The organism is Scytonema sp. HK-05 (assembly GCF_963872035.1).
Lineage (GTDB): Bacteria > Cyanobacteriota > Cyanobacteriia > Cyanobacteriales > Nostocaceae > Kalymmatonema.
In genome coordinates this window covers 23,752-49,649 of the sequence record NZ_CAWMYC010000137.1, presented here as the reverse complement: position 1 = coordinate 49,649, position 25,898 = coordinate 23,752, and the positions used below count along the sequence as shown (strand labels likewise).

Here is a 25,898-nt window from a genome sequence, read left to right as displayed (position 1 = left end):
TTTATGCAAGAAATTGTGATTGGTTCTACTTATCCTGTTGATGATTTTTCTGCTTTAACTCAGCAGGAGCGACATAAAATATTAGTGGAATGGAATGATACAACGGTAGATTACCCCAAACATTTGTGCATACATCAGTTATTTGAAGCACAAGTGGAAAAAACTCCAGACAATATTGCTGTCGTCTTCAATGAGCAGAAATTTACCTATCAAGAGTTGAACCACCAAGCCAACAAAATAGCACATTATCTGCAATCTTTGGGTGTAGAGCCAGAAGGACTGGTAGGGATTTGCGTTGAACGCTCAGTGGAAATGGTAGTAGGAATGTTGGCCATTCTCAAGGCGGGTGGAGCTTATGTGCCGTTAGATCCAACATATCCCGAAGAACGTCTGAGCTTTATGCTGGCAGATTCACAAGTGCAGGTGCTATTGACTCAGGAAAAGTTCGTTGCAGGGTTTAGCGAAAGCGGGGTGAAGACGGTTTGTCTGGATACTGACTGGGAATTAATCAATCGTCACCAAGAAAACCCTACGAGTGACGTGACGGCTGAAAACCTGGCTTATGTCATCTATACCTCTGGTTCTACAGGAACACCAAAGGGAGTAGCTGTACCGCATCGGGCTGTCAATCGGCTAGTATGCAACACCAACTATGTGCAGTTAGACAAGAGCGATGCCTACGGCGGTAAACTACGCATTGCCCAAGCCTCAAATGCTTCGTTTGACGCAGCCACTTTCGAGATCTGGGGTGCTCTCCTGCACGGAGCTAGGTTGGTAATCATTCCTCAAAATGTTGTGCTTTCGCCTCGGCATTTCGCAGCGTACATCCGCGAACAAGGGATAAGTGTATTATTTTTGACCACAGCCTTATTTAATCAGTTAGCAAGTATTGTCCCCCAGGCATTTAAAGATGTGCGATACTTGCTATTTGGCGGCGAAGCTGTAGATCCTAAGTCGGTCAAAGCAGTTCTGAGGAATGGAGCACCACAGCGATTGCTACATGTTTATGGTCCGACTGAGAGTACAACATTCTCTTGTTGGTATCTAGTAGAGGACGTTGCAGAAGGGGCAACAACTTTGCCGATTGGTCGCCCGATTTCCAATACACAAATCTACATACTCGATTCCAAACTTCAACCAGTCCCCATTGGTACTTCTGGTGAATTATATATTGGCGGTGACGGCTTGGCACGGGGCTACCTCAACCGCCCAGAATTAACCCAGGAAAAATTTATTCCTAATCCGTTTGAGGATGCAGGAAGCAAGAAGCTTTACAAAACAGGTGACTTAGCTCGGTTCTTAAGCGATGGCAACATTATCTTCATTGGTCGAGTTGATAATCAGGTGAAGATTCGCGGCTTCCGCATTGAATTAGGAGAAATTGAGGCGCTTTTGAGTCAACACCCGGATGTACGTCAGGCAGTGGTCATCGCCCGTGAAGACATTCCTGGTGATAAGCGGCTTGTCGCCTATATTGTTCTTAATCAAAAGCCGGAAGGGAACGTCACTACCTTAAAACGCTTCCTTGAAGAAAAGCTGCCCAATTACATGGTGCCAGCAGTCTTTGTGATTCTCGACTCTTTGCCCCTTACCCCTAATGGTAAGGTGGATCGTCGAAACCTTCCCGCAAGCGATCGCTCGCGCCCCAATCTCGAGGAAACCTTCGTCGCGCCTCGTAATCCAATTGAGGAGAAGTTAGCCCTCATCTGGGCTAAGTTACTGGGACTTGAGCAGATTGGAGCTAATGATAATTTTTTCCATCTGGGTGGTCATTCCCTCATTGCAACTCAGATGCTTTCTCGTGTGCGCGAAGTTTTCCAAGTCGAGTTATCTTTTCACCAAATATTTGAAAACCCTACTATAAGCAGTGTAGCTCAACTCATTCAACAGGGTCAAGGAAACCAACAGTGGCAACGTCCTGCCATAGAACGAATTCCCCATGAAGGACTCTTGCCAGTCTCCTTTGCCCAAGAGCGAGTGTACTTCATCCAACAATTGGCTCCAGAAAGTAACGCCTACCAATTCCAGGCAACTCTGCGATTTCATGGTCAACTCAATATAACAGTATTACAACAGTGCCTCAGCGAGATTGTACTGCGTCATGAAATCTTTCGCACAACTTATCCCGCAGTAAATGGGCGGCTATTTCAGGTCATCCACCCACACCAACCAATCAGTTTCACAGTAATTGACGTCCAGTCATTCCCTGAATCTGAGCGTCAAACAGAGGCTCAGAAGTTAGTTGAGACAGAAGTGCAAAAGCCCCTTGACCTGAATCAATTACCATTAGTTAAGTGGGTTTTGTTGAAGTTAAATGACCAAGAACATCTGTTGATCCACATCGAACATCACATGATTCATGATGGTTGGTCATTCAACGTGTTCCTGGGTGAATTGGTGGAACTTTATCAAGCATTCTCTTTGGGTAATCCTTCTCCACTGACTGAACCAGTCTTGCAGTTTGCAGACTTTGCCCATTGGCAGCGACAGTGGGTCAAAAGCCAGGAAGCCCAAGCCCAATTAGCTTACTGGCAACAGAAGTTATCCGGCAGTTCACCGTTGTTGGAATTACCATTAGACCGCCCGCGACCAGCCGAACAAACTTACAACGGCAATCAAATTAGGGTAGAGTTGCCCATCGACTTGTGCGAATCTCTGCGAGTTCTAAGCCGTCAAGAAGGTGTTACCTTATTCATGACGATGCTGGCAACTTTTCTGGTAATGTTACACCGCTACACTGGACAGGACGATCTGTGCGTGGGGACTGCTGTTGCCAATCGGCGGATGCACGAGATAGAGAAGTTAATTGGCATGATTGTCAATAACTTGGTTTTACGCACCGATTTGTCAGGTAATCCTACATTTCGGGAGTTACTTGGTCGAGTGCGCTCCTGTACTATGGAAGCTTATGCTAACGAAGACTTACCCTTCGATAAAGTGGTGGAAGTTCTCAAGCCAATACGCAACTTGAGTCACAATCCCCTGTTTCAAGTAATGTTCAGCTTCCATGATTCCCCCATGCCGGACTTGAGTCTCCCAGGCTTGGACATCAGCTTGCATGAACCCATCAGCAACAAATCCGCTAAGTTTGATCTGGATTTCCTGGTCATACCGCGTTTTGAACAACGTGTGCAGAACGGTTCTAAAACAGGAGCCAAGGGAATCACCCTAGTCTTAGAATACAACAGCGACCTCTTCGATGCTGCTACAATCCAACGAATGCTAGAGGAGTATCAAAATTTACTAGAGGAAATTGTTACTAACCCAGAGCAGCATCTTGGGGAATTACCTCTGTTAACTCAGGCTGAACAACAGTTACTGGCGGAATGGAATCAAACTTACAGGGATTATCCTGAGACTGACTGTATCCATAAGTTATTTGCGGCTCAGGTGGAGTTAACGCCTCAGGCGATCGCAGTAGAGCAGGATGGTCAACAATTAACCTACCGTGAATTGAGCGATCGCGCCAACAAAATAGCACACTATTTGCAAACTTTGGGAGTCAAACCAGAAACCTTAGTTGGCATCTGCGTTGACCGTTCTCTTGAAATGATTGTCGGCTTACTCGGCATTCTCAAAGCAGGTGGTGCTTATGTTCCCCTTGACCCTGCTTATCCCAAAGAGCGACTGGCTGACATTCTAGAAGATACGCAACTAGGTATCCTGTTGACTCAAGAAAGATTCCAGCCCCAACTACCAGATTATACTGGAAAAACAATTTGTTTAGATACCGACTGGTCAGTCATTGCTCAACACAGTACAGCCAATCCTATTAGTGACGTTCAACTCCACAACCTTGCTTACATTATTTACACCTCTGGTTCCACGGGTAAACCCAAAGGGGTGATGATTGAACATCGGTCACTGATAAATTTTGTCATGACTGCCACCCACGAATATGGAATTAATGCAGGCGAACGCATTCTCCAATTTGCGTCTATCTGCTTTGATACATCTATTGAAGAAATCTTTCCTTGTCTTTTAGTCGGTGCAACGTTAATATTACGCACCGAACAGATGTTGCACTCCAGCGATGAATTTTGGCGATGTTGCCGAGAATGGCAATTGACCATGTTGGATCTCCCCACAGCATACTGGCATCAGTTGGTGGCGGAACTTAACCCTCAAGACGGACGTATTCCGGTAAGTTTGACAATCGTGATTATTGGTGGAGAAGAAGCTCAACTCGAAAAAGTGAAGCATTGGCACACTAGTGTTGCTCATCTCCCTGATCCACCCCAATTATTTAATAGTTACGGACCAACAGAAGCAACGGTCATCACCACCCTACACCGCCTCAATTCCTCAACCGCCACTTCTGTTGCGATTGGACGACCTATAAGCAATGCTCAGGTTTATATCTTAGATCAATATCTGCAACCTGTACCGATAGGAGTTCCTGGAGAACTGCACATTGGTGGAGTAGGATTAGCTAGAGGGTATTGGCAACGTCCTGAACTTACGGCGGAGAAATTTATCCAGAATCCGATTGCTTATGCCATCTGTGACCGACTCTACAAAACAGGAGATTTAGCAAGATTTCGCGCAGATGGCACCTTGGAATATCTCGGTCGAGTTGACAACCAGGTGAAGATTCGCGGCTTCCGCATCGAGTTGGGAGAAATTGAGACGACGCTACGTCAACATCCACAGGTGTTCCAAGCTGTTGTCATTGCCCGTGAAGACATTCCCGGACAAAAACGCTTAGTGGCTTATGTTGTGCCGCACCAGCTGCAACCAACAACCGATGAATTGCGCCATTTTCTCAAGCAGAAGCTACCTAATTATATGGTGCCCTCGGCGTTCGTGGTGCTGGAAGCGCTGCCCATGACACCCAACCAGAAGGTAGACTACCGCGCCCTACCGACCCCAGAGTTTTCTCGCAGTGTCGAAGATAAATTTGTTGCGGCCCGCACACTTATAGAAGAGAAATTAGCAGCAATCTGGTCAGAAATCTTAAGACTAGAAAAAGTCGGCATCCATGATAACTTTTTTGAACTGGGTGGAGATTCTATCCTCAGCATTCAGATAATTTCCCGTGCGAATCAGGCGGGTATCCAAATTGCTCCCAAACAGCTATTTAAGTACCAAACCGTTGCTGAGTTAGCTGCTGTGGCAGGTATTACTCGCTTTGTTAAAGCAGAACAAGGGTTAGTGACAGGTAAGGTGGTGCTGACACCAATCCAGCAGTGGTTTTTCGAGCAGAAATTGTCCGAACCTGATTATTTTAACCAGTCAGCACTGCTGGAAGTCCCGCCAGAGTTGACACATGAGCAATTGCAGCAAATACTGCAACAATTGTTACTGCATCATGATGCTCTACGTCTGCGGTTTATGCAGGAAGGGGAACACTGGCAGCAAATTAACGCCGCAGCCCAGGAAACGATACCATTGAGTGTCATCGATTTGTCATACTTGTCGCCAGAAGGACAAGAAACAGCGATGAACACTGCGGATGCTGAACTTCAGGCTAGTATGAACTTATCTACTGGGCCAATCGCACGAGTGGCGCTGTTTCGGTTGGGCAAGAATCAACCAGGTCGGTTACTGTTCATCATCCATCACTTAGCGGTAGATGGCATCTCCTGGCGGATCTTGCTTGAAGACTTAGCTACTGCTTACCAACAAATTAGCCGTGGCGAAGCTATTAAACTACCACCTAAGACAACTTCCTTCCAATATTGGAGCGATCGCCTGACAGAATATGGACAATCAGAGGCAATTGCCACGGAGTTAGATTACTGGTTAAATGAGTCTAATTTTAAAGTTAGTAGCTTGCCAGTAGACTATCCTTCAGGTGAAGGGGACAATACCATAGCTTCAACCGCTACTGTGTCACTTTCTTTAAGTGAAGAACAAACCCGCACCTTATTGCAAGATGTGCCCTCTGCTTACAACACTCAAATTAATGATGTGCTGTTGACTGCCCTAGTGCAAAGCTTTGCCCAATGGACAGGAAAACGTTCCCTACTGGTTGATTTAGAGGGACATGGACGGGAAGATTTATTTGAGGATGTGGATTTGTCGCGCACTGTAGGTTGGTTTACCACCTTGTTCCCTGTTTACCTACAGCTACAAGAAGTTGACCTTCCAGGAGAGGTTTTAAAGTTAGTCAAAGAACAACTGCGGCGTATTCCCAACCGGGGCATTGGTTATGGTGTGTTGCGATATTTGAACGAAAACGCTGCAATACGCACAAAACTACAGGCGCTTCCCCAAGCACAAGTCAGTTTTAACTACCTTGGTCAGTTCGATCAGGTACTTAGGGCGTCTGACGTGTTGGGTTTGGCTAAAGAATTTAAAGCTGAACAGAGTTTACTCAATAGGCGCAGCCATCTGTTAGGAGTCAGCGGATTCATTCGCGCAGGTAGGCTGGAAATGACTTGGGCTTACAGCGAGAAAGTTCATCAAAGAACTACCATTGAGCGTTTGGCTTTGGGATTTATGGAGGCATTAAAAACTCTGATTGCTCACTGTCAGTCAGAAGAGTCACAAGGCTATACCCCTTCTGACTTTTCGGCTGCCAAACTCAATCAACAACAGCTTGATAAGTTCCTATCCAAAATTAACAAAGATAAAACCAAGAACACAACGAAGGAATAAAAATATAGCGGTTTGCAATTGGGTAAGGTACATAAAGAAAAAATAAACCACAGATGGACACAGATGAACACAGATATACAGCGCTTTGCATCTAAATGGAGTACACCCCTCCCCAACCCGGACCAAGGCATCGGGGAGGGTGCGCGACAGCGCGGGTGGGGTACCTCTGTACTTCACGAACTTGCAATCTGCTGTATTTGTACTTCACTCAATTGAATTGCGCTATATCTCTTTCCCAATCCCTAATCCCCAGTCCCCAATCCCCAATCCCCAATCCCCAAACCAGAGGTAGTTTAGTGAAGAATATCGAAGACCTTTATGAACTTTCGCCCATGCAACAGGGTATGCTCTTTCATACCCTTTATGCGCCAGAATCAGAACTTTATTTCGAGCAATTGCTTTGCACCCTCTCTGGGGAATTGAATTTTCCTGCATTTGTGCAGGCTTGGCAGCAGGTTGTTGCACGACACCCAGTTTTACGCAGTTCTTTTTATTGGGAAGAGATAGAAAAGCCCTTGCAAATGGTGAGTAAGCAAGTGGAACTTCCCTGGGTGGAACTGGATTGGCGTCATTTAACAGCCGATGAACAACAACAGCATCTAGAGGATTTTTTGGAAGGCGATCGCCAAAAAGGGTTTGAACTGGATGTTGCTCCCTTAATGCGCTTCACTGTCATCCACCTAGAGGAACAAACTTACCAATTTATATGGAGCCATCATCATATTCTCTTTGATGGTTGGTCAATGCAGATTGTCCTGAAAGAAGTTTTAGCTTTCTATGAAGCTAATCATCGAGGCGAACATTTACGCCTGCTTCCCTCTCGCCCTTATCGAGAGTATATTGATTGGTTACAACAAAAGGATATTGCTCAGGCAAAAAACTTTTGGCAACAAACTCTCCAGGGATTTGAGGCTCCTACCTCTTTAGGAGGGAACAGGGGACAGGGGACAGGGGACAGGGAACAAGGAAGATACGATGAGCAAGCTTTCCAATTATCTCAATCTGTAACTGAGAAGCTGCAATATGCGGCGCGACAGCATCATTTAACCTTGAATAATTTGGTGCAAGGAGCATGGGCGTTACTCCTTTCGCGCTACAACGGGGAAAGCGATGTGGTCTTTGGTGCAACTGTATCCGGCCGCCCACCGAACTTGGCAGGAGTGGATTCAATGGTTGGGCTATTGATCAACACCCTCCCCATACGGGTACAAGTTACAGCCAAGACAGAATTGTTATCCTGGCTCAAGCATTTACAAAACCAAGCATTTGAACAGGAACAGTATGCGTACTACTCCCTGGCAGAAATTCAGCGCCTAAGTGATGTTCCCCCAGGAATGCCACTGTTCGAGAGCCTTTTAGTATTTGAGAATTATCCGCTGGATTCTGCTGAACAGGAAAGCAAAAAAACTTTAGAAATTAGTCATCTTCGTTGTTTTGAACGGACGAATTATCCTATAACAGTAGTGGTGAATCCTGAATCGCAATTGTCTGGCAGGATTGTCTATGATACCAGTCGTTTCGAGGAACAGACAATTGCCCGCATGATTGGACATTTCCAAACATTACTAGAAGGAATGGCAGCCAATCTACAACAAGATATTTCCCAATTATCTCTGCTTAGTGCAGCGGAACAAGAACAATTAATTCTGCAAGAGAATCAACAAAATATAGATTCTATTCATTATAAATGTATTCATAATTTATTTGAGCAACAAGTAGAAAAAACCCCTGATGCATTAGCACTTGTATATGAAAAGGAACATTTAAGTTATCGAGAGTTGAATAACCGCGCCAATCAATTAGCCCATTACCTACAAGTGCTGGGAGTTAAACCCGAAGTACGGGTGGGAATTTGTGTCGAGCGAACGCCTTTAATGGTGATAGGAATACTCGCTATCCTCAAAGCAGGTGGCGCTTATGTTCCTCTAGATCCCGCTTATCCTACCGAAAGACTAGAGTTTATGTTAGGAGATGTACAGGCACCCATCTTACTAACGCAAACTCACTTGTGCGATCGCCGTACCCGGCGGGGCTTCGCCCATCGCCTTCCTATCCACAATCAAACTGTGGTGAATCTTGACTCAGATTGGGAAACAATTGCCCAATACAAAGAAGACAATTTATCGAGCGAAGTTAATCCAGAAAATTTAGCTTATATCATATATACCTCTGGCTCAACGGGAACACCAAAAGGAACAGAAGTTCCCCACCGTAGCATTATTGGTTTTATGTTTGGGGTTGATTACATTCAACTTGATGCAAACCAAATTTGGCTACAACATTCATCAATTTCCTGGGATGCACTAACCCTAGAACTTTGGACGCCCTTGCTTTACGGGGGGCGTTGTGTGCTTTACCCAGACAAAATTCCTACACCTGAAAGCTTAAGCCGCATTATCCAAGAACAGGAGGTTAACACCCTGTTTCTGACTACGGCTTTATTCAATCTCATGATTGACACGATGCCTGAAGGTTTGTCAGGAGTTAAACAACTACTGTTTGGGGGAGAATCCGTTTCTATACCTCATGTTCGTCGTGCCTTAGAACTATTACCTGGAACCCAAATTATTCATGCTTATGGTCCTTCGGAATGTACAGTTTTTACCTCTTGTTACCCGATTCCTAAAGAACTTGCTCAAAATGTCCATTCAATTCCCATCGGAAAACCCATCGGCGACAGAAAAGTTTACTTACTAGATGGAGATTTACACAGGGTTCCTCTTGAGATTCCTGGGGAACTTTATGTGGGTGGGGCGAGTGTTGCTAGAGGTTACTTAAATCAACCAACATTAACCCGTGAAAGATTTATTCCTAATCCTTTTGTTGAGGGTGAAACACTTTACAAAACCGGAGATTTAGTCCGCCGTCTCCCTGATGGGAATCTGGAATTTCTAGGTCGAATTGATACACAAGTTAAGATTCGGGGTTTTCGCATCGAATTAGAAGAAATTGAGGCAGTTTTAATTCAACAGCCAGGTATAAAGCAAGTCGTAGTCATTGCGCGGGAAGATGAACCTGGAAATAAGTATTTAGTTGCCTATCTCCTGACCAAGGATAACCCACCAACTGCTAGCACTCTGCGAAACTTCTTCAAGAAAAAGCTACCTGACTACATGATTCCCGCCGCTTTCGTATTTCTTGAGGAATTCCCTCTAACTCCTAATGGTAAGATAAATCGCCGTGCTTTGCCTGCTCCAGATGCTTCCCAAAGAAGCTTAGACGTTGATTTTGTTGCTCCTCGCACGTCTACCGAACAAGAATTAGCCACAATTTGGACTGAAGTTCTCAGATTAAAACAGGTTGGAATTCACGATAACTTTTTCGAGTTGGGTGGACATTCTTTACTCGCAACCCAAGTCGTTTCTCGATTAAGAGAGGCCTTTTCTCTAGATTTTCCTCTGCGTTATCTGTTTGAAAATCCAACCATTGCTGAACTTGCCCAAAAACTGATTACTCAACAGATTGAACAAGCAGAAAATGATGCCCTATCACAGATTTTAGGAGAAGTCGATCAGTTATCAGAGGAAGAAGTAACCCAGCAACTACTTTTTTAAAGATTTAAGACTGACACACACTCTACCAATTCTTGGCGTTCTTGGCGTCTTGGCGGTAGCCTCCGGCACGCCGCTGCGCGTCTACGATAAATTAAGCTTTTTGGCATTTTTGGTCATTCCTAAGATTAAATCAGTTACCAATTCTATTAATTAAAAAAACTAACGATTATGAGCGATATACTAAAACGTCTTCAAAATCTTTCGCCAGAAAAGCGAGAATTAGTCCTACAAAAACTGAAAAAGCAACAGCAATCTCCACAAAATAATAGCAGGTTCACTCCACCCCTAACACCCGTATCGCGGGAACAACCCCTTCCCCTCTCCTTTGCCCAACAAAGACTGTGGTTTCTCGACCAACTAGAAGGCGAAAATTGCGTCTACAATGTCCCGTTTTTCTTGCTACTTAACGGATTTCTTAATAAAGCTGCTTTAGAACAAACTATTAGAGAAATTGTTCAACGTCATGAAGTGTTACGCACCACCTTCGCAGTTGTCAATGAATCGCCGATACAGGTGATTCACGCTCATCCCGAGCAGACAATACAACTGCTAGACTGGCGACAATTGACAAAAGAAAACCAGTTACGGAAAGCACAGCAGTTAGCCACAGAAGAATTGCAACAGCCTTTTGATTTATCAAATCCACCTTTGTTGCGGGTAAAGTTATTACAACTGGCTGACCAATCCCATCTGCTATTGCTCGTCATCCATCATATCGTTTGTGATGGTTGGTCAATGGACATATTCCGCCATGAATTGTTCACCCTGTATACCGCATTTTGCGTTGGACAAGCGTCTCCCTTAGCGGAATTATCGCTACAATATGCCGATTTCGCCCACTGGCAAAGACAATGGCTACAGGGAGAGGTTCTCCAAACCCAACTCAATTACTGGCAAAAACAATTAGCCGCAGTCCCGCCCCTGTTAGAATTACCCACAGATAAACCCCGCCCTTCAGTTCAAAGTTTCAGGGGGCGTAGCGAGTTTTTGAAACTCAATCAAGATTTAACACAGAAGTTGAAGCGCTTGAGTCAGGAGTCAGGAACCACGCTGTTTATGACAATACTTGCAGCATTTACGCTCTTACTGTCGCGCTACAGTGGACAAGAGGATATTGTCGTTGGTTCTGCGATCGCCAATCGTAACCGTCGTGAAATAGAACCACTGATTGGCTTTTTTGTCAATACCCTAGCTTTGCGTACCAACCTGCAAGGGAATCCAAGTTTCTTAGAATTACTCAACCGGGTGAAGCAAGTCACCTTGGATGCTTATGACCATCAAGACTTACCTTTTGAGAAACTAGTCGATGAATTAGGCTTAGAGCGATCGCTTTCTCATCATCCCTTATTTCAAGTAGCTTTTGGCTTGCAAAATCAAACTCAGCAGCAACTTGAAATCAATGGATTAACTGTTACCCGTTTTGAGTGGGAAAACACGACGACTCTGTTTGATTTGTCGCTGATTTTTCGAGAAACGCCCCAGGGATTGATAGGAGAATGGGAATATGCAACAGACTTGTTTGAAGCTAAAACCATTCAACGGATGGCGGGACATTTTGAAGTTCTGCTTGAGGGAATTGTTGCTAACCCTCAACAACCTATTCATTCTTTACCGTTGCTTACACAAGGTGAACATCAGCAACTGCAAATCTGGAATCAAACTCAAACTGATTATCCCCAGGATAAAACTCTAGTTGACCTGTTTGAAGCTCAAGTTGCCAAAAACCCTGAACATCTCGCTTTGGTGTTTGAATCCCACCGACTTACTTACCAGCAACTGAATCAAAAAGCAAACCAACTCGCTCATTATCTCATTCAAAATCACCAAATTAAGCCAGACACCTTAATTGGTATCTGCGTTGAACGTTCCCTTGAGATGATTATTGGTGTACTCAGTATCCTCAAAGTAGGTGGGGCTTATGTGCCGATTGACCCCAATTATCCCAAAGAACGGATTGGCTTCATGTTGGAAGATTCTGGGACATCGGTGTTGCTGACCCAAAGTTTCCTCAAGGATGAATTACTTGGCGCGAACTTGAAACACTCACCTCAAGTCATTTGTTTGGATAAGGAAACTTTTGCCGAAGAATCAACAGATAATCCCAGTCCAAAAAGTACACCTGATGATTTAGCTTACGTCATCTATACTTCTGGTTCGACAGGACGACCGAAAGGGGTAATGATTTCGCATCAAGCAATTGTCAATCTCAGCTTGGCTTGGGCGAAAACTTTTCAAGTTCAACCCCAAAGCCGATTGCTTCAGTTTGGTTCTTTTAGTTTTGATTTGTCTATTGCAGAAATTGCTACTACCTTCGTGACTGGTGCTTGCTTGTATCTTGCCAACAAAGACACTTTGTTACCCAGTCAAATCTTGGTTGACTTCTTAGTCCAGCATAAAATTACCCATAGCTTTTTATCTCCTTCGGCGTTATCTGTCTTACCTCAAGCAACCTTAAGCGATTTGCAATGCTTAACCGTTGGTGGTGAAGCTTGCTCAGCCGAATTAGTGACACAATGGGCAACAGGACGGCGTTTCTTCAATTGCTACGGACCCACGGAATCTACGGTGAATGCTGCGATCGCTCTAGTTCAACCCAATGGGAAAAAACCACCCATCGGTCAACCTTTGCCGAACATCCGCATCTACATTTTAGATGCATACAATCAACCATTACCCCCTGGCATTCCTGGAGAATTGTGCATTGCTGGCGTTGGATTAGCACGAGGCTATCTCAATCGTCCTGAAACTACCGCCGAAAAATTCATATGTGTTGAATTATTCGGTAAAACTGAGCGAATTTACAAAACTGGCGACCTGGCAAGATGGTTGCCAGATGGTAACTTAGAATACCTAGGACGGATTGACAACCAAGTAAAACTGCGGGGCTTCCGCATCGAATTGGGTGAAATTGAATCGCTATTATTACATCATCCATCAGTTAAAGAAGCTGTCGTCATTTTATATGAACCTGATAATAGTCCTAGGTTAGTGGCATATGTCACGGCGGCGGAAAAATCTGTCAATTTAGGGGGTCAACTCAAGGATTACCTCAAAACTCGCCTGCCGAATTATATGGTTCCTAGCCAGATTATGGTATTGGATAGGTTGCCTCTTACCCCTAACGGTAAACTAGATCGGCAATGTCTACCAGCAGCAGATATAGCTACCTCCACTGATTGGGAAATGCCAGTGACTCCAACAGAAGAACTGCTGGCTAGTTTATGGCAGGTTCTTTTAAAAGTGAAATCTGTTGGTCGCCCTGACAACTTCTTTGAACTGGGTGGACATTCTCTATTAGCTACCCAATTGGTTGCCCGTATTCGTGACAGTTTTGGCGTAGAATTGCCTGTCCGCAAGGTATTTGAGCAGAGCATTTTGTCTGAGTTGGCAACAGAAATTGACAAAGCCGCTTCCGGGCTTACCTTACCTCCCATCGCATCACAACCTGAAAATGCTCCTAAAATGTCCTTTGCCCAATCAAGACTCTGGTTTTTAGCCCAACTTGAAGGGACAGGAACCTCGGCTACGTACAATATGCCAATGGCTCTGCAACTTGAGGGCAATTTGAATATAGAGGCGTTGCGTGCAAGTTTCGCGTATTTGCTCAAACGCCATGCTAGTTTACGCACATATTTTCCAGTCTTGGAGGGAGAGCCGCAAGTCGTCGTCCAAAATCCAGAGGATATAGAAGTGTTGGCGATTGCAGACTTACAGGAACTCGATCCCCACACTCAAGCAGAAACGGTACAACGGTTAGCTGATAGCCATGCCCAAGAACCCTTTGACTTAAATGCTGGTCCGGTGTTCAAAGCAAAACTGCTGCAACTTACACAGCAGAAATATGTGTTGCTTATTAATATGCACCACATTATCAGCGACGGCTGGTCAATGGGTGTATTTAAGCGGGAATGGCAACAAGCTTACTGTGCTTTCGCTCAAGGTCAAGCTCCAAATTGGCAAGAGTTACCAATTCAGTATAGTGATTATGCAGCTTGGCAGCGCAGTTGGTTACAAGGGGATATTTTAGCAAACCAGGAAAATTACTGGAAACAACAACTCAGCGATGCTCCCCCGTTGCTGGAGTTACCCACTGACCATCCTCGTCCCGCTTTGCAAAGTTACCGAGGTGCCCAAGAAGAATACTGTTTAAGCAATAAACTAACTTCATTGCTCAAAGCGCTGAGTCAAGAACAGGGGGTAAGTTTGTTTATGACCCTGTTGACGGCTTTTAGTATTTTACTATCTCGTTACAGTCGGCAAGACGACTCATGTATTGGTTCTTCCATTGCTAACCGCACCCATAGCTATACAGAAGGGTTAATCGGCTTTTTTGTCAATACCTTGGTATTGCGTAGCAAAATCAAGCCAGAGCAAAGCTTTAGCGAGTTACTCCAACAAACCCGCCACACTTGCTTAGATGCTTATGCTCATCAAGATATTCCCTTTGAGTATTTGGTAGAACAGTTACAACCAGAACGCAGTCTGAGCCATAACCCCTTATTCCAAGTCATGATGGTGTTGCAAAACACGGAAAGTGCGGGGACGAATGTTAATTTACCAGGGCTTAATATTCAATACTTGGAGCAAAGTTATCCATTTGCCAAGTTTGATTTGACACTGTATCTTTGCGAAAGGGGCGACCAACTGCACTGTATGTGGGAATATGCCACCGATTTATTTGAGGCTGAAACGATTAGGCGCATGGCAAGACACTTGGAGGTTTTGCTCGAAGCCATTGCCCAACATCCCCAACAGCCCATCAGTACTCTACCCTTAATCACAACAGCAGAAATCCAACAACTGCAAGTTTGGAATCAAACCGGTATCAACAACAAAGACCAGACTCTGGTGACTCTGTTTGAACAACAGGTAGCAAAAACGCCTGATAACATTGCAGTGGTGTTTGAAGATTGTAGCCTGAGTTATCAAGAACTAAACCAAAAAGCTAATGTGCTTGCCCACTACCTGTTGCAACTCAAAAAAGAGCAACAGTTACCTAACAACCCATTGATGGCGATTTGCGTAGAGCGAACACTGGAAATGGTCATCGGTATCTTTGCTATCCTCAAAGCAGGTGGAGCTTATGTGCCGATTGATCCGAGTTATCCTCAAGAACGCATTCATTTAATGCTCGAAGATAGTAATGCCTCTGTATTACTAACAACAAAATCTATTAAAAAGCAACTTCCTCTAGAAAAACTGCAAAATTCCTGTCAAGTCGTGTTTCTGGAGCAAGAAACATCAGCTAATCAGTCAACGGACAATCCCAACTTACAAAGTAGCCCTGATGATTTAGCTTATGTCATTTATACTTCTGGTTCCACAGGGCGACCTAAAGGTGTTGCCATTGCACACTATAGTCCGGTAGTTCTGCTCAAGTGGGCGCATTCAGTCTTTAGCGCAGAACAGCTTGCAGGTGTGTTAACATCAACCTCAATTTGTTTCGACCTCTCCATCTTTGAAATTTTTGTCCCCCTGACTCAAGGTGGTAGTGTCATTGTGGTTGAAAATGCACTCTACATTGAGCAAGCACGTAAAAGTATTGTACCGATTACGTTGATTAATACTGTACCAAGTGCTGCTGCTGAACTGCTCAATATGAATGCTATTCCGGCAAGTGTTCAAGTTATCAATTTAGCTGGCGAACCATTAAAAAATAGTTTGGTACAGGCTTTATATCAATCCACATCTGTGACAGAAGTTTATAATCTCTATGGTCCTTCTGAAGACACAACTTACTCGACTTTTACAAAAGTTGCCAAAAATGCTCAGCATGAACCAACTATCGGTAAGGCGATCGCCAACACCCGCACTTATATTCTAGATAGCTACAACCAACCCCTTCCTCCTGGTATTCCTGGGGAACTGTGCATTGCAGGTGCAGGTTTAGCACAGGGCTATTTGAATCGTCCCGATCTAAGCGCTGAAAAATTCATTCACCTCAACTTGTTCAACCAAACTGAGCGGATTTATAAAACTGGCGATTTAGCTCGTTGGCTACCTGACGGCAATCTGCAATACTTAGGTCGCATCGATCATCAAGTTAAACTTCGTGGTTTTCGGATTGAATTAGGTGAAATTGAAGCGTCATTAGTCAAACATCCAAAAATTAAGGAAGCAGTTGTCATTGTACGGGAGGACACTGATTTTGATCAACGTCTAGTGGCATATATTGTCCCAACACCAATAGAGGATGACAATCTCCAAGGTCAACAGGTAGATTTGTGGCAGCAAGTATTTAATGATACTTACTCCGACAACCCTAATTCACCAGACGATCCAACTCTCAATCTAGCTGGCTGGAATGACAGATATACGGGACAACCGTATCCCAAAGCAGCGATGCAAGAATGGAGAGATACAATAGTTGACCAAATTCTGGAACTTGAACCAAAACGAGTTTGGGAAATTGGTTGCGGCACGGGAATGTTATTGTTTAAAATTGCACCTCATACTCAGCATTATCTAGGGACAGATTTTTCACCGGGCGCATTGCAGTATATTGAACAACATCTCAAACGACAGTTTCTTGATGACATTACCTTAAAAGCCAGTGCAGCTCACGAGTTTGACGGCATTGAAACGGGTGCTTATGACTTGGTGATCATGAATTCTGTCATCCAGTATTTTCCCTCCTTGGATTACTTTTTGCAAGTTTTGGAGGGGGCTGTCAAAGCTGTGACTACGCAGGGAGCAATCTTTATTGGAGATGTGCGAAATCTCCATCTGCTGGAAGCTTTCCACACCGCAGTTGAATTTTATCGCGCCCCCGATGACTTATCAATCAAGGATTTGCGTCAACAGATTCAAAAAAGCATCCGCACCGAAGGTGAATTACTGATTGATCCTGATTTCTTTATCGCCCTCAAACAAAGATTTCCTCGGATTAGTCATGTGCAGATTCAATTAAAACGGGGTTATGCTCAGACGGAGATGAGCCGTTTTCGTTATGACGTTGTTTTACATTTGGATCAGACAAATACTCCCGTCGCGGAACCTGAATGGTTAGATTGGCAAGCGCAACAGTTGAATCTGGAAACAATCGAGAGAATTTTAACAACTCAGCAACCGGATTTGCTAGGCATTAAAGATATTCCTAATGCGCGTCTGACTTCCGAAATGGTGTTGTTAGAACAAATTGCTCAATTAGATGGTACTGTTTCAGACTTGAAAGCAGCAGTTGCACAAGCCAAATTAGGGATAGAACCTGAAGCCTTCCGAACTTTAGCGCAAGATTTGCCCTATACGCCTTTCATACAATATAGTTCTACAGAATTTGCCTGTTACGATGTTGTTTTTCAAAGAAATATCCCCGGACAGGTGACACTACCACGATTTGCAACAACAAACCATCTGCGCCTGAAACCTTGGCAACATTACGCAAATCAACCGTTGCAATATCGCACTCCTCAAGTTGATCCAGAGTTATTAGCCGAATGGCGAGATTTTCTGAAAAAAAATCTCCCCGAATATATGATTCCTAACCATTTCACTGTCTTAGAAAAACTACCACTGACGCCGAATGGAAAAGTAGACCGCAAAGCATTAAGAGCACCAGATACGGCAGTTGCAGCAAAAGACATCGAATTACCTGTAACAGAAACAGAAAAATTGCTGGCTCAACTATGGGCAAAGCTGCTTAAATATGAAGTCATAGCCCGACAAGACAACTTCTTCAATTTAGGAGGTCATTCCCTATTAGCCACCCAACTGATTGCCCGCATCCGTGATAAATTCAAAGTGGAATTGCCCCTGCGGAAGATATTTGAATTCCCCACCCTTAATGAATTGGCGAATTACCTTGATACCTGCATTTGGGTTAATTCCATTGACGAAAGTATGCAGCCTCTCAACTCAGACGAAGAGGAAATTGAACTTTAAATTACAACCCTTAAACTACAACAGTTGAAAACACGTCCTCAAGTAAATTTTATCGTTTAATCAGAAACTTAACCTATGATTGCCCTATCTGATTCCACTTTTCTTACTCCTGAAGCATACCTGCAACTAGAAGAAAAAAGCAACATCAAGCACGAATATATTGATGGTCAAGTTTACGCAATGGCGGGAACAACTGACACCCATAACACCATTGCCCTAAACCTCGCTTTATTGATTCGTAACCACTTGCGAGGGTCAGACTGTCGAGTTTACTTTGCCGATATTAAAGCCCGTCTTGAAAGACGTAACCGCTTTTATTACCCTGATATCATCGTCACCTACAACCCTAAAGACCGAGAAACTTCCACTTATAAAAGTTTTCCTAAACTTATTATTGAAGTTTTATCCGAGTCCACAGAAGCCTTTAACAGAGGTGACAAGTTCAATGACTATCAAACTCTTGACACCTTAGAAGAATACGTTTTAGTTAACACAAAACACCATCGAGTTGAAACTTTTCGCCGTAATAAGCAAGGACTATGGGTGCTACAAACTTATACACCCGATGACCAAACCTTTGAACTCCAAAGCATTAACCTAACCGCTCCTTTTACCGACCTTTACCAGGATGTAGAATTGGAAGCGATGTCCACGACGGGCTACGCCGACGCCCATAAACCAGAACTGGGTTAAAAATGGTAAAAACTTTGAAAACCTTACTATTTACTGTTAAAAATTACTTCTACCAATTCTCTGTAAACTTGCACTAAATAATTACCTCTCTCTTCCTTGGCGTACTTGGCGTACTTGGCGGTTCATTTTTTAATATTAAGTGCATTTTCATGGAGAATTAGTATTATTGTTATCAACAGTTAACTTTGATTGTGTCCGACTAAATATTATGACAAAAAATAAGCAAATAGTTTCTTTAATGCTTCGTTTACAGAACATGGGCTGCCGAATTTGGGCTGAAGATGATAAGTTACGGATTCGTACTAGTAAAAACGCTCTCACTTCTGAACTTAAGCAGGAAATTCAAACCAACAAAGCAGATATATTAGCATTCTTAAATGCTGCCAAAGCCAAAACTGTCATGGCAGAGGAAATTCCCACTTTAACAGATGATACCCCCAAGCTTCTTTCCTTTGCTCAACAACGCCTGTGGCTGTTAGCACAACTCCAAGGGCCGTCAGCTACTTACAATATGCCGATGGCTTTACAATTGGAAGGCAACCTAAATATTGATGCTTTGCGCTCTAGTTTGGCTTATCTGCTTAACCGTCATGCCAGTCTCCGGATGTATTTTCCTACAGTGGCGGGACATCCTCAGGTTATTATCCAAAATTTAGACGACATCGAAGTTCTCACTATACAAGACTGCCGAAACTTTGAATTAGGGACTGGGAATCAAGAAACTCTTTCCCAATCCCCAGCCCCCAATCCCCAATCCCCAACCCTCCAGCGTTTAATCGATGCTGATGCTCAAGAACCGTTTGACTTAAATACTGGTCCCTTGTTTAAAGCGAAACTGCTGCAATTCAAGGAGCAGAAATATGTGTTGCTCATTAATATGCACCACATTATCAGTGACGGCTGGTCAATCGGGGTGTTTGTCCGTGAGTTACGGCAAGCTTATACCGCCTTTGCCCAACGTCAAACCCCAAACCTGGCTCCCTTACCCATTCAATACAGTGACTATGCAAACTGGCAACGAAACTGGTTACAGGGGGAGGTATTAGAAAACCAGATCAACTATTGGAAACATCAACTCAAGGATGCTTCCCCATTACTGGAGTTGCCTACCGATTATCCTCGCCCAGCACAGCAAAGCTACCGAGGCGATCGCTATTTTTACTCTCTCACGCCAGAATTAAGCACTGCTGTTAAAACCTTCAGTCAACAACAAGGGGCAAGCCTGTTTATGACCTTGTTGGCGGCTTTGAGTATTTTACTTTCTCGTTACAGTCGCCAAAACGATTTGTGTATTGGTTCTCCGATTGCTAACCGCACCCATAGCCAGACTGAAGGGTTAATCGGCTTTTTTGTCAATACCCTTGTGTTGCGTACTCAAATCAAACCTGAGCAAAGTTTTATCGAGTTCCTGCAACAAAGTCGCCAAACTTGTTTAGATGCCTATGGTCATCAAGACATCCCGTTTGAGCTTCTGGTAGAAAAGTTACAACCAGAACGCAGCATGAGTCATAATCCCTTATTTCAGGTCATGTTCACGCTGGAAAATAATGAAAGTCCCGACCTGAGTTTGCCAGGACTAGAGATTCAATGGCTCGGATTAAGTCATGCGATCGCTAAGTTTGACTTAACACTGATGGTGATGGAATATGACAACCAGTTAAATTGCTCTTGGGAATACGCTACCGATCTGTTTGAGAAGAGTACTATACAACGGATGGCGGAACGCTTTGAAGTTCTGCTTAAGGGAATTGTTGGTAACTCAAACCAACCTATTAATACTCTGCCTTTAATGACAGCTGCCGAACTTCTGCAAATACAACGCTGGAGTAAAACTCAAACCGATTATCCCCACAATCAAACCCTGGTTGACCTATTTGAACAACAAGTTGCCAAAACCCCTGATAACATTGCTGTCAGTTTTGAATCCTACAGAGAATTTTTGACAGCGAACAGTAATGGTTTAAAAACGTTAAGTTACCAACAATTGAATGAAAAAGCGAACCAACTTGCTCATTACCTGATTCAAAATCATAACATTAAACCAGACACTTTAATTGGTATCTGCGTTGAACGTTCTAGTGAGATGATTATTGGTCTACTTGGTATCCTCAAAGCTGGTGGGGCATATGTACCGCTCGATCCGACCTACCCACAAGAGCGTTTAGCTTACATGCTATCTGATTCGGGGGTATCGCTGCTGTTGACAACTGAAAAGTTAGCAACTGGATTACCTGAGCATCAAGTACATGTAGTTTGTTTAGATACAGGCTGGTCAGTTATTGCCGAACAAAGTCTAGAAAACCCGATTACCGAAACAACAGCAGCGAATTTAGCTTACGTCATCTATACATCTGGTTCAACAGGTAAACCCAAGGGTGTGATGGTTGAGCATAAGGGACTATGCAATTTAACTCAAGCTCTAATCCAAACTTTTGGCTTGCATTCTGATAGCCGCGTTCTCCAGTTTGCCTCCTTCAGTTTTGATGCTTCCATCGCAGAAATCTTGATGGCTCTAGGGTCAGGTGCAACGCTTTACCTGGGAACAAAAGACTCTCTACTGCCAGGGCAGCCATTAATTGAGCAATTACGCAATCATTGCATTACCCATATCACCCTACCACCATCGGCGTTAGCAGTTATGCCTGGGGAGAAACTTCCGGCACTACAAACAATAATTGTAGCCGGAGAAGCTTGTTCTGCTGAATTAATCAAGCAATGGTCTATTGGCAGAAACTTCTTCAATGCTTACGGACCGACAGAAGCTAGTGTCTGTGCCACGATTGCAAAATGCACCCTTGAAGACGAGAAAATATCTATTGGTAAGGCGATCGCCAATACGCAAGTTTACATCTTAGACGAAAATTTGCAACCAGTTCCGATTGGTGTGCCAGGAGAGTTGCACATCGGTAGTGTTGGATTGGCAAGAGGCTATCTCAACCGCCCAGAATTGACACAACAGAAATTTATTCCCAATCCCTTTAGCAATGAGGCGTATTCCCGGCTTTACAAAACAGGAGATTTAGGACGCTACTTGAATGACGGTAGCATCGAGTTTCTCGGTCGTATCGATCATCAGGTCAAAATTCGCGGCTATCGCATAGAACTCGGAGAAGTTGAAAATGTCTTGTCCCAGCAATCTGGAGTGCACAAAGCAGTAGTAGTTACACGAGAAGACCAACCGGATAATAAACGTCTAGTAGCTTATGTTGTACCAGAACAGAAAAACCTCGAATCATCCCAAGTAGCAGAAAATTTATCAACAGACAAAGTAGAACTATGGCCATCTGTAGCTGAATACTATGTTTATGACGAATTACTGTATTATGCTATGACCAATGACCATCGGCGCAACGATAGCTATAAAGTCGCCATTAATCAATTGGTACTAGATAAAATAGTCGTTGAAATTGGCACAGGTAAAGATGCTATTTTGTCTAGATTTTGTGCCCAAGGGGGTGCTAAGAAAATTTATGCAATTGAAAGAGACAAAGAAACCTGCCGCAAAGCAATAGCTTGTATTGAAAAATTAGGTTTAGCAGACAAAATCACAGTTATTCATGGCGATGCAACTTTAGTTGATCTCCCAGAACTTGCTGATGTCTGCGTTTCAGAAATTGTGGGAGCAATTGGTGGCTCTGAAGGAGCAGCAGTAATTATTAATAACGCTAGAAGACTTCTCAAGCCTGATGGTTTGATGATTCCTGGAAGAAGTATGACTAAGATGGCTGCTGTTACTCTCCCAGATGAAATATTACACAAGCCCAAATTTGCTGAACTTCCCGCATATTACACCAAAGAAATCTTTAAGCAAGTCGGATATCCATTTGACTTAAGGGTATGTCTTAAGAAATTCCCTCAAGCAAATGTCCTGTCTACTGTGGATGTTTTGGAAGACTTGAACTTCAATGAATATATTAGTCCAGAATTCTCCCATAGAGTGAAATTTGAAATTCAAAAAAATGGGCGAATGGATGGATTTTTAGTGTGGCTCAATTTGCATACTATTGCCGGAGAAGAAATAGATATTCTCGAACATGAACATTGCTGGCTGCCTGTTTATTTTCCATTGTTTGAACCAGGAATTGCGGTTGAATGCGGTGATGTCATCCAAGCAGTTTGTTCCAGAAGACTCTGCGAAAATAATCTCAACCCAGATTATTTAATGAAAGGTCGTTTGCTGAAAAGGAATGGAGAAAGTATTGACTTTGAATATGTCTCCTATCACTATAAAAATAATTTCCGGCAAACACCCTTTTATCAACGATTATTTGCTGACTATGACAACACAAAAAATAATAAACCAGGTAATTTAACACAGTCATTGAGGGCTAATCTTCAGGAACTATTGCCCGACTACATGATACCCTCCACCTTTGTTTTGCTAAACAAACTACCCTTAACACCAAGCGGCAAGGTAGACCATCGCGCTTTACCCGCTCCCAATTTTGGGGTTCAAGGCTCATATACAGCCCCACGCAACGAAGTTGAAAAACAACTAGCACAGGTATGGTCTGCTGTACTCGAACGTCAAGAAATTGGCATTCATGATAACTTTTTCGACTTGGGCGGTCATTCTTTATTAGCAGTAAAACTGCTCAATAATATTCAACAGGTGTTTGGGCAACAACCTTCCTTAAGCAGTTTATTTCAAAACCCGACTATTGCTCAACTGGCACAACAACTTTGTCATACCGAGGTTCAATCCCATCCCGATTTACTATCACTCCAACATGACGGAGATGCAGCCCCTCTATTTTGTCTTCCTGGCGCAAACGGACACGGCTTCTATTTTCGAGATTTAGCCAGAAATTTAGGAACTGAACGACCAGTTTATGGACTCGAAACTCCAGGAAGAGACGGACTGAACTCACTCCCTAACTCAGTAGCAGCCCATGCAAGTCAATTGATTGAGCTATTACGTCAACAGCAAGCTAAGAGCCCATACATACTAGCAGGATACTCTTCAGGTTGTGCTGTTGCCTTTGAAATAGCTTCCCAACTGGAACAGCAAGGTGAAAAGGTGGGTTTACTGGCTATCTTTGACGCCGGACTGGTTTCTCACCCTCAGTACTTAACTCATAGAGCAGATATTGATTGGATTTGGCAATCGATTCAACGAATTGAAGCCTTAAAGGGAATTTCTTTAGGACTGAAATACGATGATTTAGCTGCTCAAAACGATGACCAAGCCCGTTGGGAACTGGCAGCAGAGTATTTATACCAACATAATATCCTACCAGAACACTCAACCCTTTCTTTACTGAAAACCAATATGCAAGTGATGAAAGTACTGACGCTTAATTACGCGAATTATCAGCCTCATCATCAAATTTCTGCCCCTATTGTTTTATTCCGGGCTCAAGAAGTTCATGAGATGCTTGTGCAAGAACACCAAGCCTTTTCCGATTACAATCTACCGGATTGGGGATGGCAAGCTTATACTCAAAAGCCTGTCAAAATCATATCTGTACCTGGTAACCACGGTCAAATGCTTTATGAACCCAATGTAAAAATGTTAGCCACAGAATTACAGGCAGTGATGGTAGATGAAACAGAGTAGAGATTCACTCAAATCCAGACTATCAATCATTAAAAAGGCGATCGCGTGCGTCGCGGCTGGTTTGCAGCATTGTCCACAATCATTAACCATATCATCAAAGGTGCATTATTCTGACTTTCTTAATTATGAATTACGAAATACCATAAAATAATTTGATCAAAGGACTAATGGAAACTCTTCCTATCAAAATTTCTGATGAAACCCTGCGGGATGGAGAACAACAAGTAGGCATTTTCTTCTCTAACCCAACTAAACAAAAACTTGCCCATCTGATTGCTCAAACGGGAGTTCATGGATTTGCCATCATGCCCCGTGTTTGTGAGCAAGAAGAAGAGCTAGTCAAATCATTAGTATCAGACGGATTGGATAGTCTGATCACTGCTTCTACTATGATGGGAAAGCAGTACATCGATCAAGCCAAAATGTACGGAGTTAAACGCATCATACTTTTCTACGGACTTTCTGATCGCCTGCTGTTTCTCAGAGATCCTCAGATCCGTTTGTTGAACGAGTTTAAAGGAAAAACCATTGATGACAATATCCCAACAAAAGTAATCGAGAGAATTCGCCAAAACGCTATTGATCTGATTGTCGAAAATTTGCGCTATGCTACTACGGTTGCTGGGCTCACCGTAGACTTCGCCGCCGAAGATGCCTCAAGAGCCGATTTTGACTTTTTAGTGGAATGTATCCGCTCATGCAGCCCTTATATCGAACACTTTATGCTCTGTGATACAGTCGGAGTTCTCAGTCCAGAAAAGAGCTATGTCTGGATTAACGACCTACTCCAATCCACCACAGGAGTAGCTTTCGGGGTACACTACCACAATGACATGGGCTTGGCTCTGGAAAATACTCTCCAATCCGTCACAGCCGGAGCAACTTTGGTATCGGGTACTTTTTGCGGAATTGGTGAACGAGCCGGAAATGTTGCCCTTGAGCAGGTGTTGAACGGGTTGCGAGTCCGCTTCGGAATTGAAGTCAAGGGGATTAACTATGATGCGATCGCCCCCGTGACGGATTACATTGAGCAACTGGGTGTTCGTCCCGCTGCCCCTTACTCTCAAACTGCTCAACGCCATGAATCAGGTATCCATATCAATTCTTTGTTTTCTGATCCCAAAAGCTATGCAGTATTTCCTTATAATACGATAGACGTTGTATTTGGCAAATGGAGTGGAGTCAGTAATTTCCAATATCTATTTGAAAAGCAACTGCAAAATCCTCAACCGAGAGAACAATACGAGAAAATGCGCTCAGTGATCAAATCTCTTGCTACTGAACAAGAACGCTATTTTACAGCCAATGAGGTGTTAGAGCTATGGGAAAATGGTGTCTTTGAATAATCTATTGTAAGAATTGAGAACTCAGAATATGCCCTACAGCACGCTGCTTTGTATCTCCTCCACTAGACGCTGCACTAAGACGATGTTTGGAAAGTGTCGTCTTGTAGCAAAATTTATCGATGATCCCCCTAAATCCCCCTTAAAAAGGGGGACTTTTACCCCCCTTTTTAAGAGGGGCTAGGGGGGAGCAAGTAAAATATTTGATACTTCTCAAACATCCTCTAACGCCTCCAACGCGCTTACGCTTACAGGATTCAGAAT

The 25,898-nt window shown here is 43.6% G+C and carries 6 protein-coding genes; all 6 read left to right on the top strand.

Translation table 11 applies throughout. The features are described from left to right. Positions 1-3 precede the first annotated feature (3 nt). Complete coding sequence (locus tag AACT52_RS31260) at positions 4-6,603, top strand: non-ribosomal peptide synthetase (RefSeq protein WP_073634534.1); 6,600 nt, start codon at positions 4-6, stop codon at positions 6,601-6,603. A 296-nt stretch (positions 6,604-6,899) separates the two neighbouring features. After that, complete coding sequence (locus AACT52_RS31255; protein ID WP_073634533.1) at positions 6,900-10,157, top strand: non-ribosomal peptide synthetase; 3,258 nt, start codon at positions 6,900-6,902, stop codon at positions 10,155-10,157. A 168-nt stretch (positions 10,158-10,325) separates the two neighbouring features. Further along, a complete protein-coding gene (locus tag AACT52_RS31250; RefSeq protein WP_073634532.1) occupies positions 10,326-18,038 on the top strand; it encodes a non-ribosomal peptide synthetase in 7,713 nt (2,570 codons plus the stop codon). Positions 18,039-18,113: 75 nt separating this feature from the next. After that, complete coding sequence (locus tag AACT52_RS31245) at positions 18,114-18,731, top strand: Uma2 family endonuclease (RefSeq protein ID WP_073634531.1); 618 nt, start codon at positions 18,114-18,116, stop codon at positions 18,729-18,731. A 238-nt stretch (positions 18,732-18,969) separates the two neighbouring features. Continuing rightward, on the top strand, positions 18,970-24,291 hold the full coding sequence (locus tag AACT52_RS31240) for an amino acid adenylation domain-containing protein (protein ID WP_445263935.1): 5,322 nt from the start codon (positions 18,970-18,972) through the stop codon (positions 24,289-24,291). 167 nt (positions 24,292-24,458) lie between these two features. Further along, positions 24,459-25,637, top strand: coding sequence for a 2-isopropylmalate synthase (locus tag AACT52_RS31235; RefSeq protein ID WP_073634529.1), 1,179 nt, complete (start codon positions 24,459-24,461; stop codon positions 25,635-25,637). Positions 25,638-25,898 lie beyond the last annotated feature (261 nt).

Bases quoted from the DNA above. Each gene is read 5' to 3' on its own strand.
- AACT52_RS31235 (WP_073634529.1), top strand. From the start codon at position 24,459: ATGGAAACTCTTCCTATCAAAATTTCTGATGAAACCCTGCGGGATGGA.
- AACT52_RS31240 (WP_445263935.1), top strand. From the start codon at position 18,970: ATGCTTCGTTTACAGAACATGGGCTGCCGAATTTGGGCTGAAGATGAT.
- AACT52_RS31260 (WP_073634534.1), top strand. From the start codon at position 4: ATGCAAGAAATTGTGATTGGTTCTACTTATCCTGTTGATGATTTTTCT.
- AACT52_RS31250 (WP_073634532.1), top strand. From the start codon at position 10,326: ATGAGCGATATACTAAAACGTCTTCAAAATCTTTCGCCAGAAAAGCGA.
- AACT52_RS31245 (WP_073634531.1), top strand. From the start codon at position 18,114: ATGATTGCCCTATCTGATTCCACTTTTCTTACTCCTGAAGCATACCTG.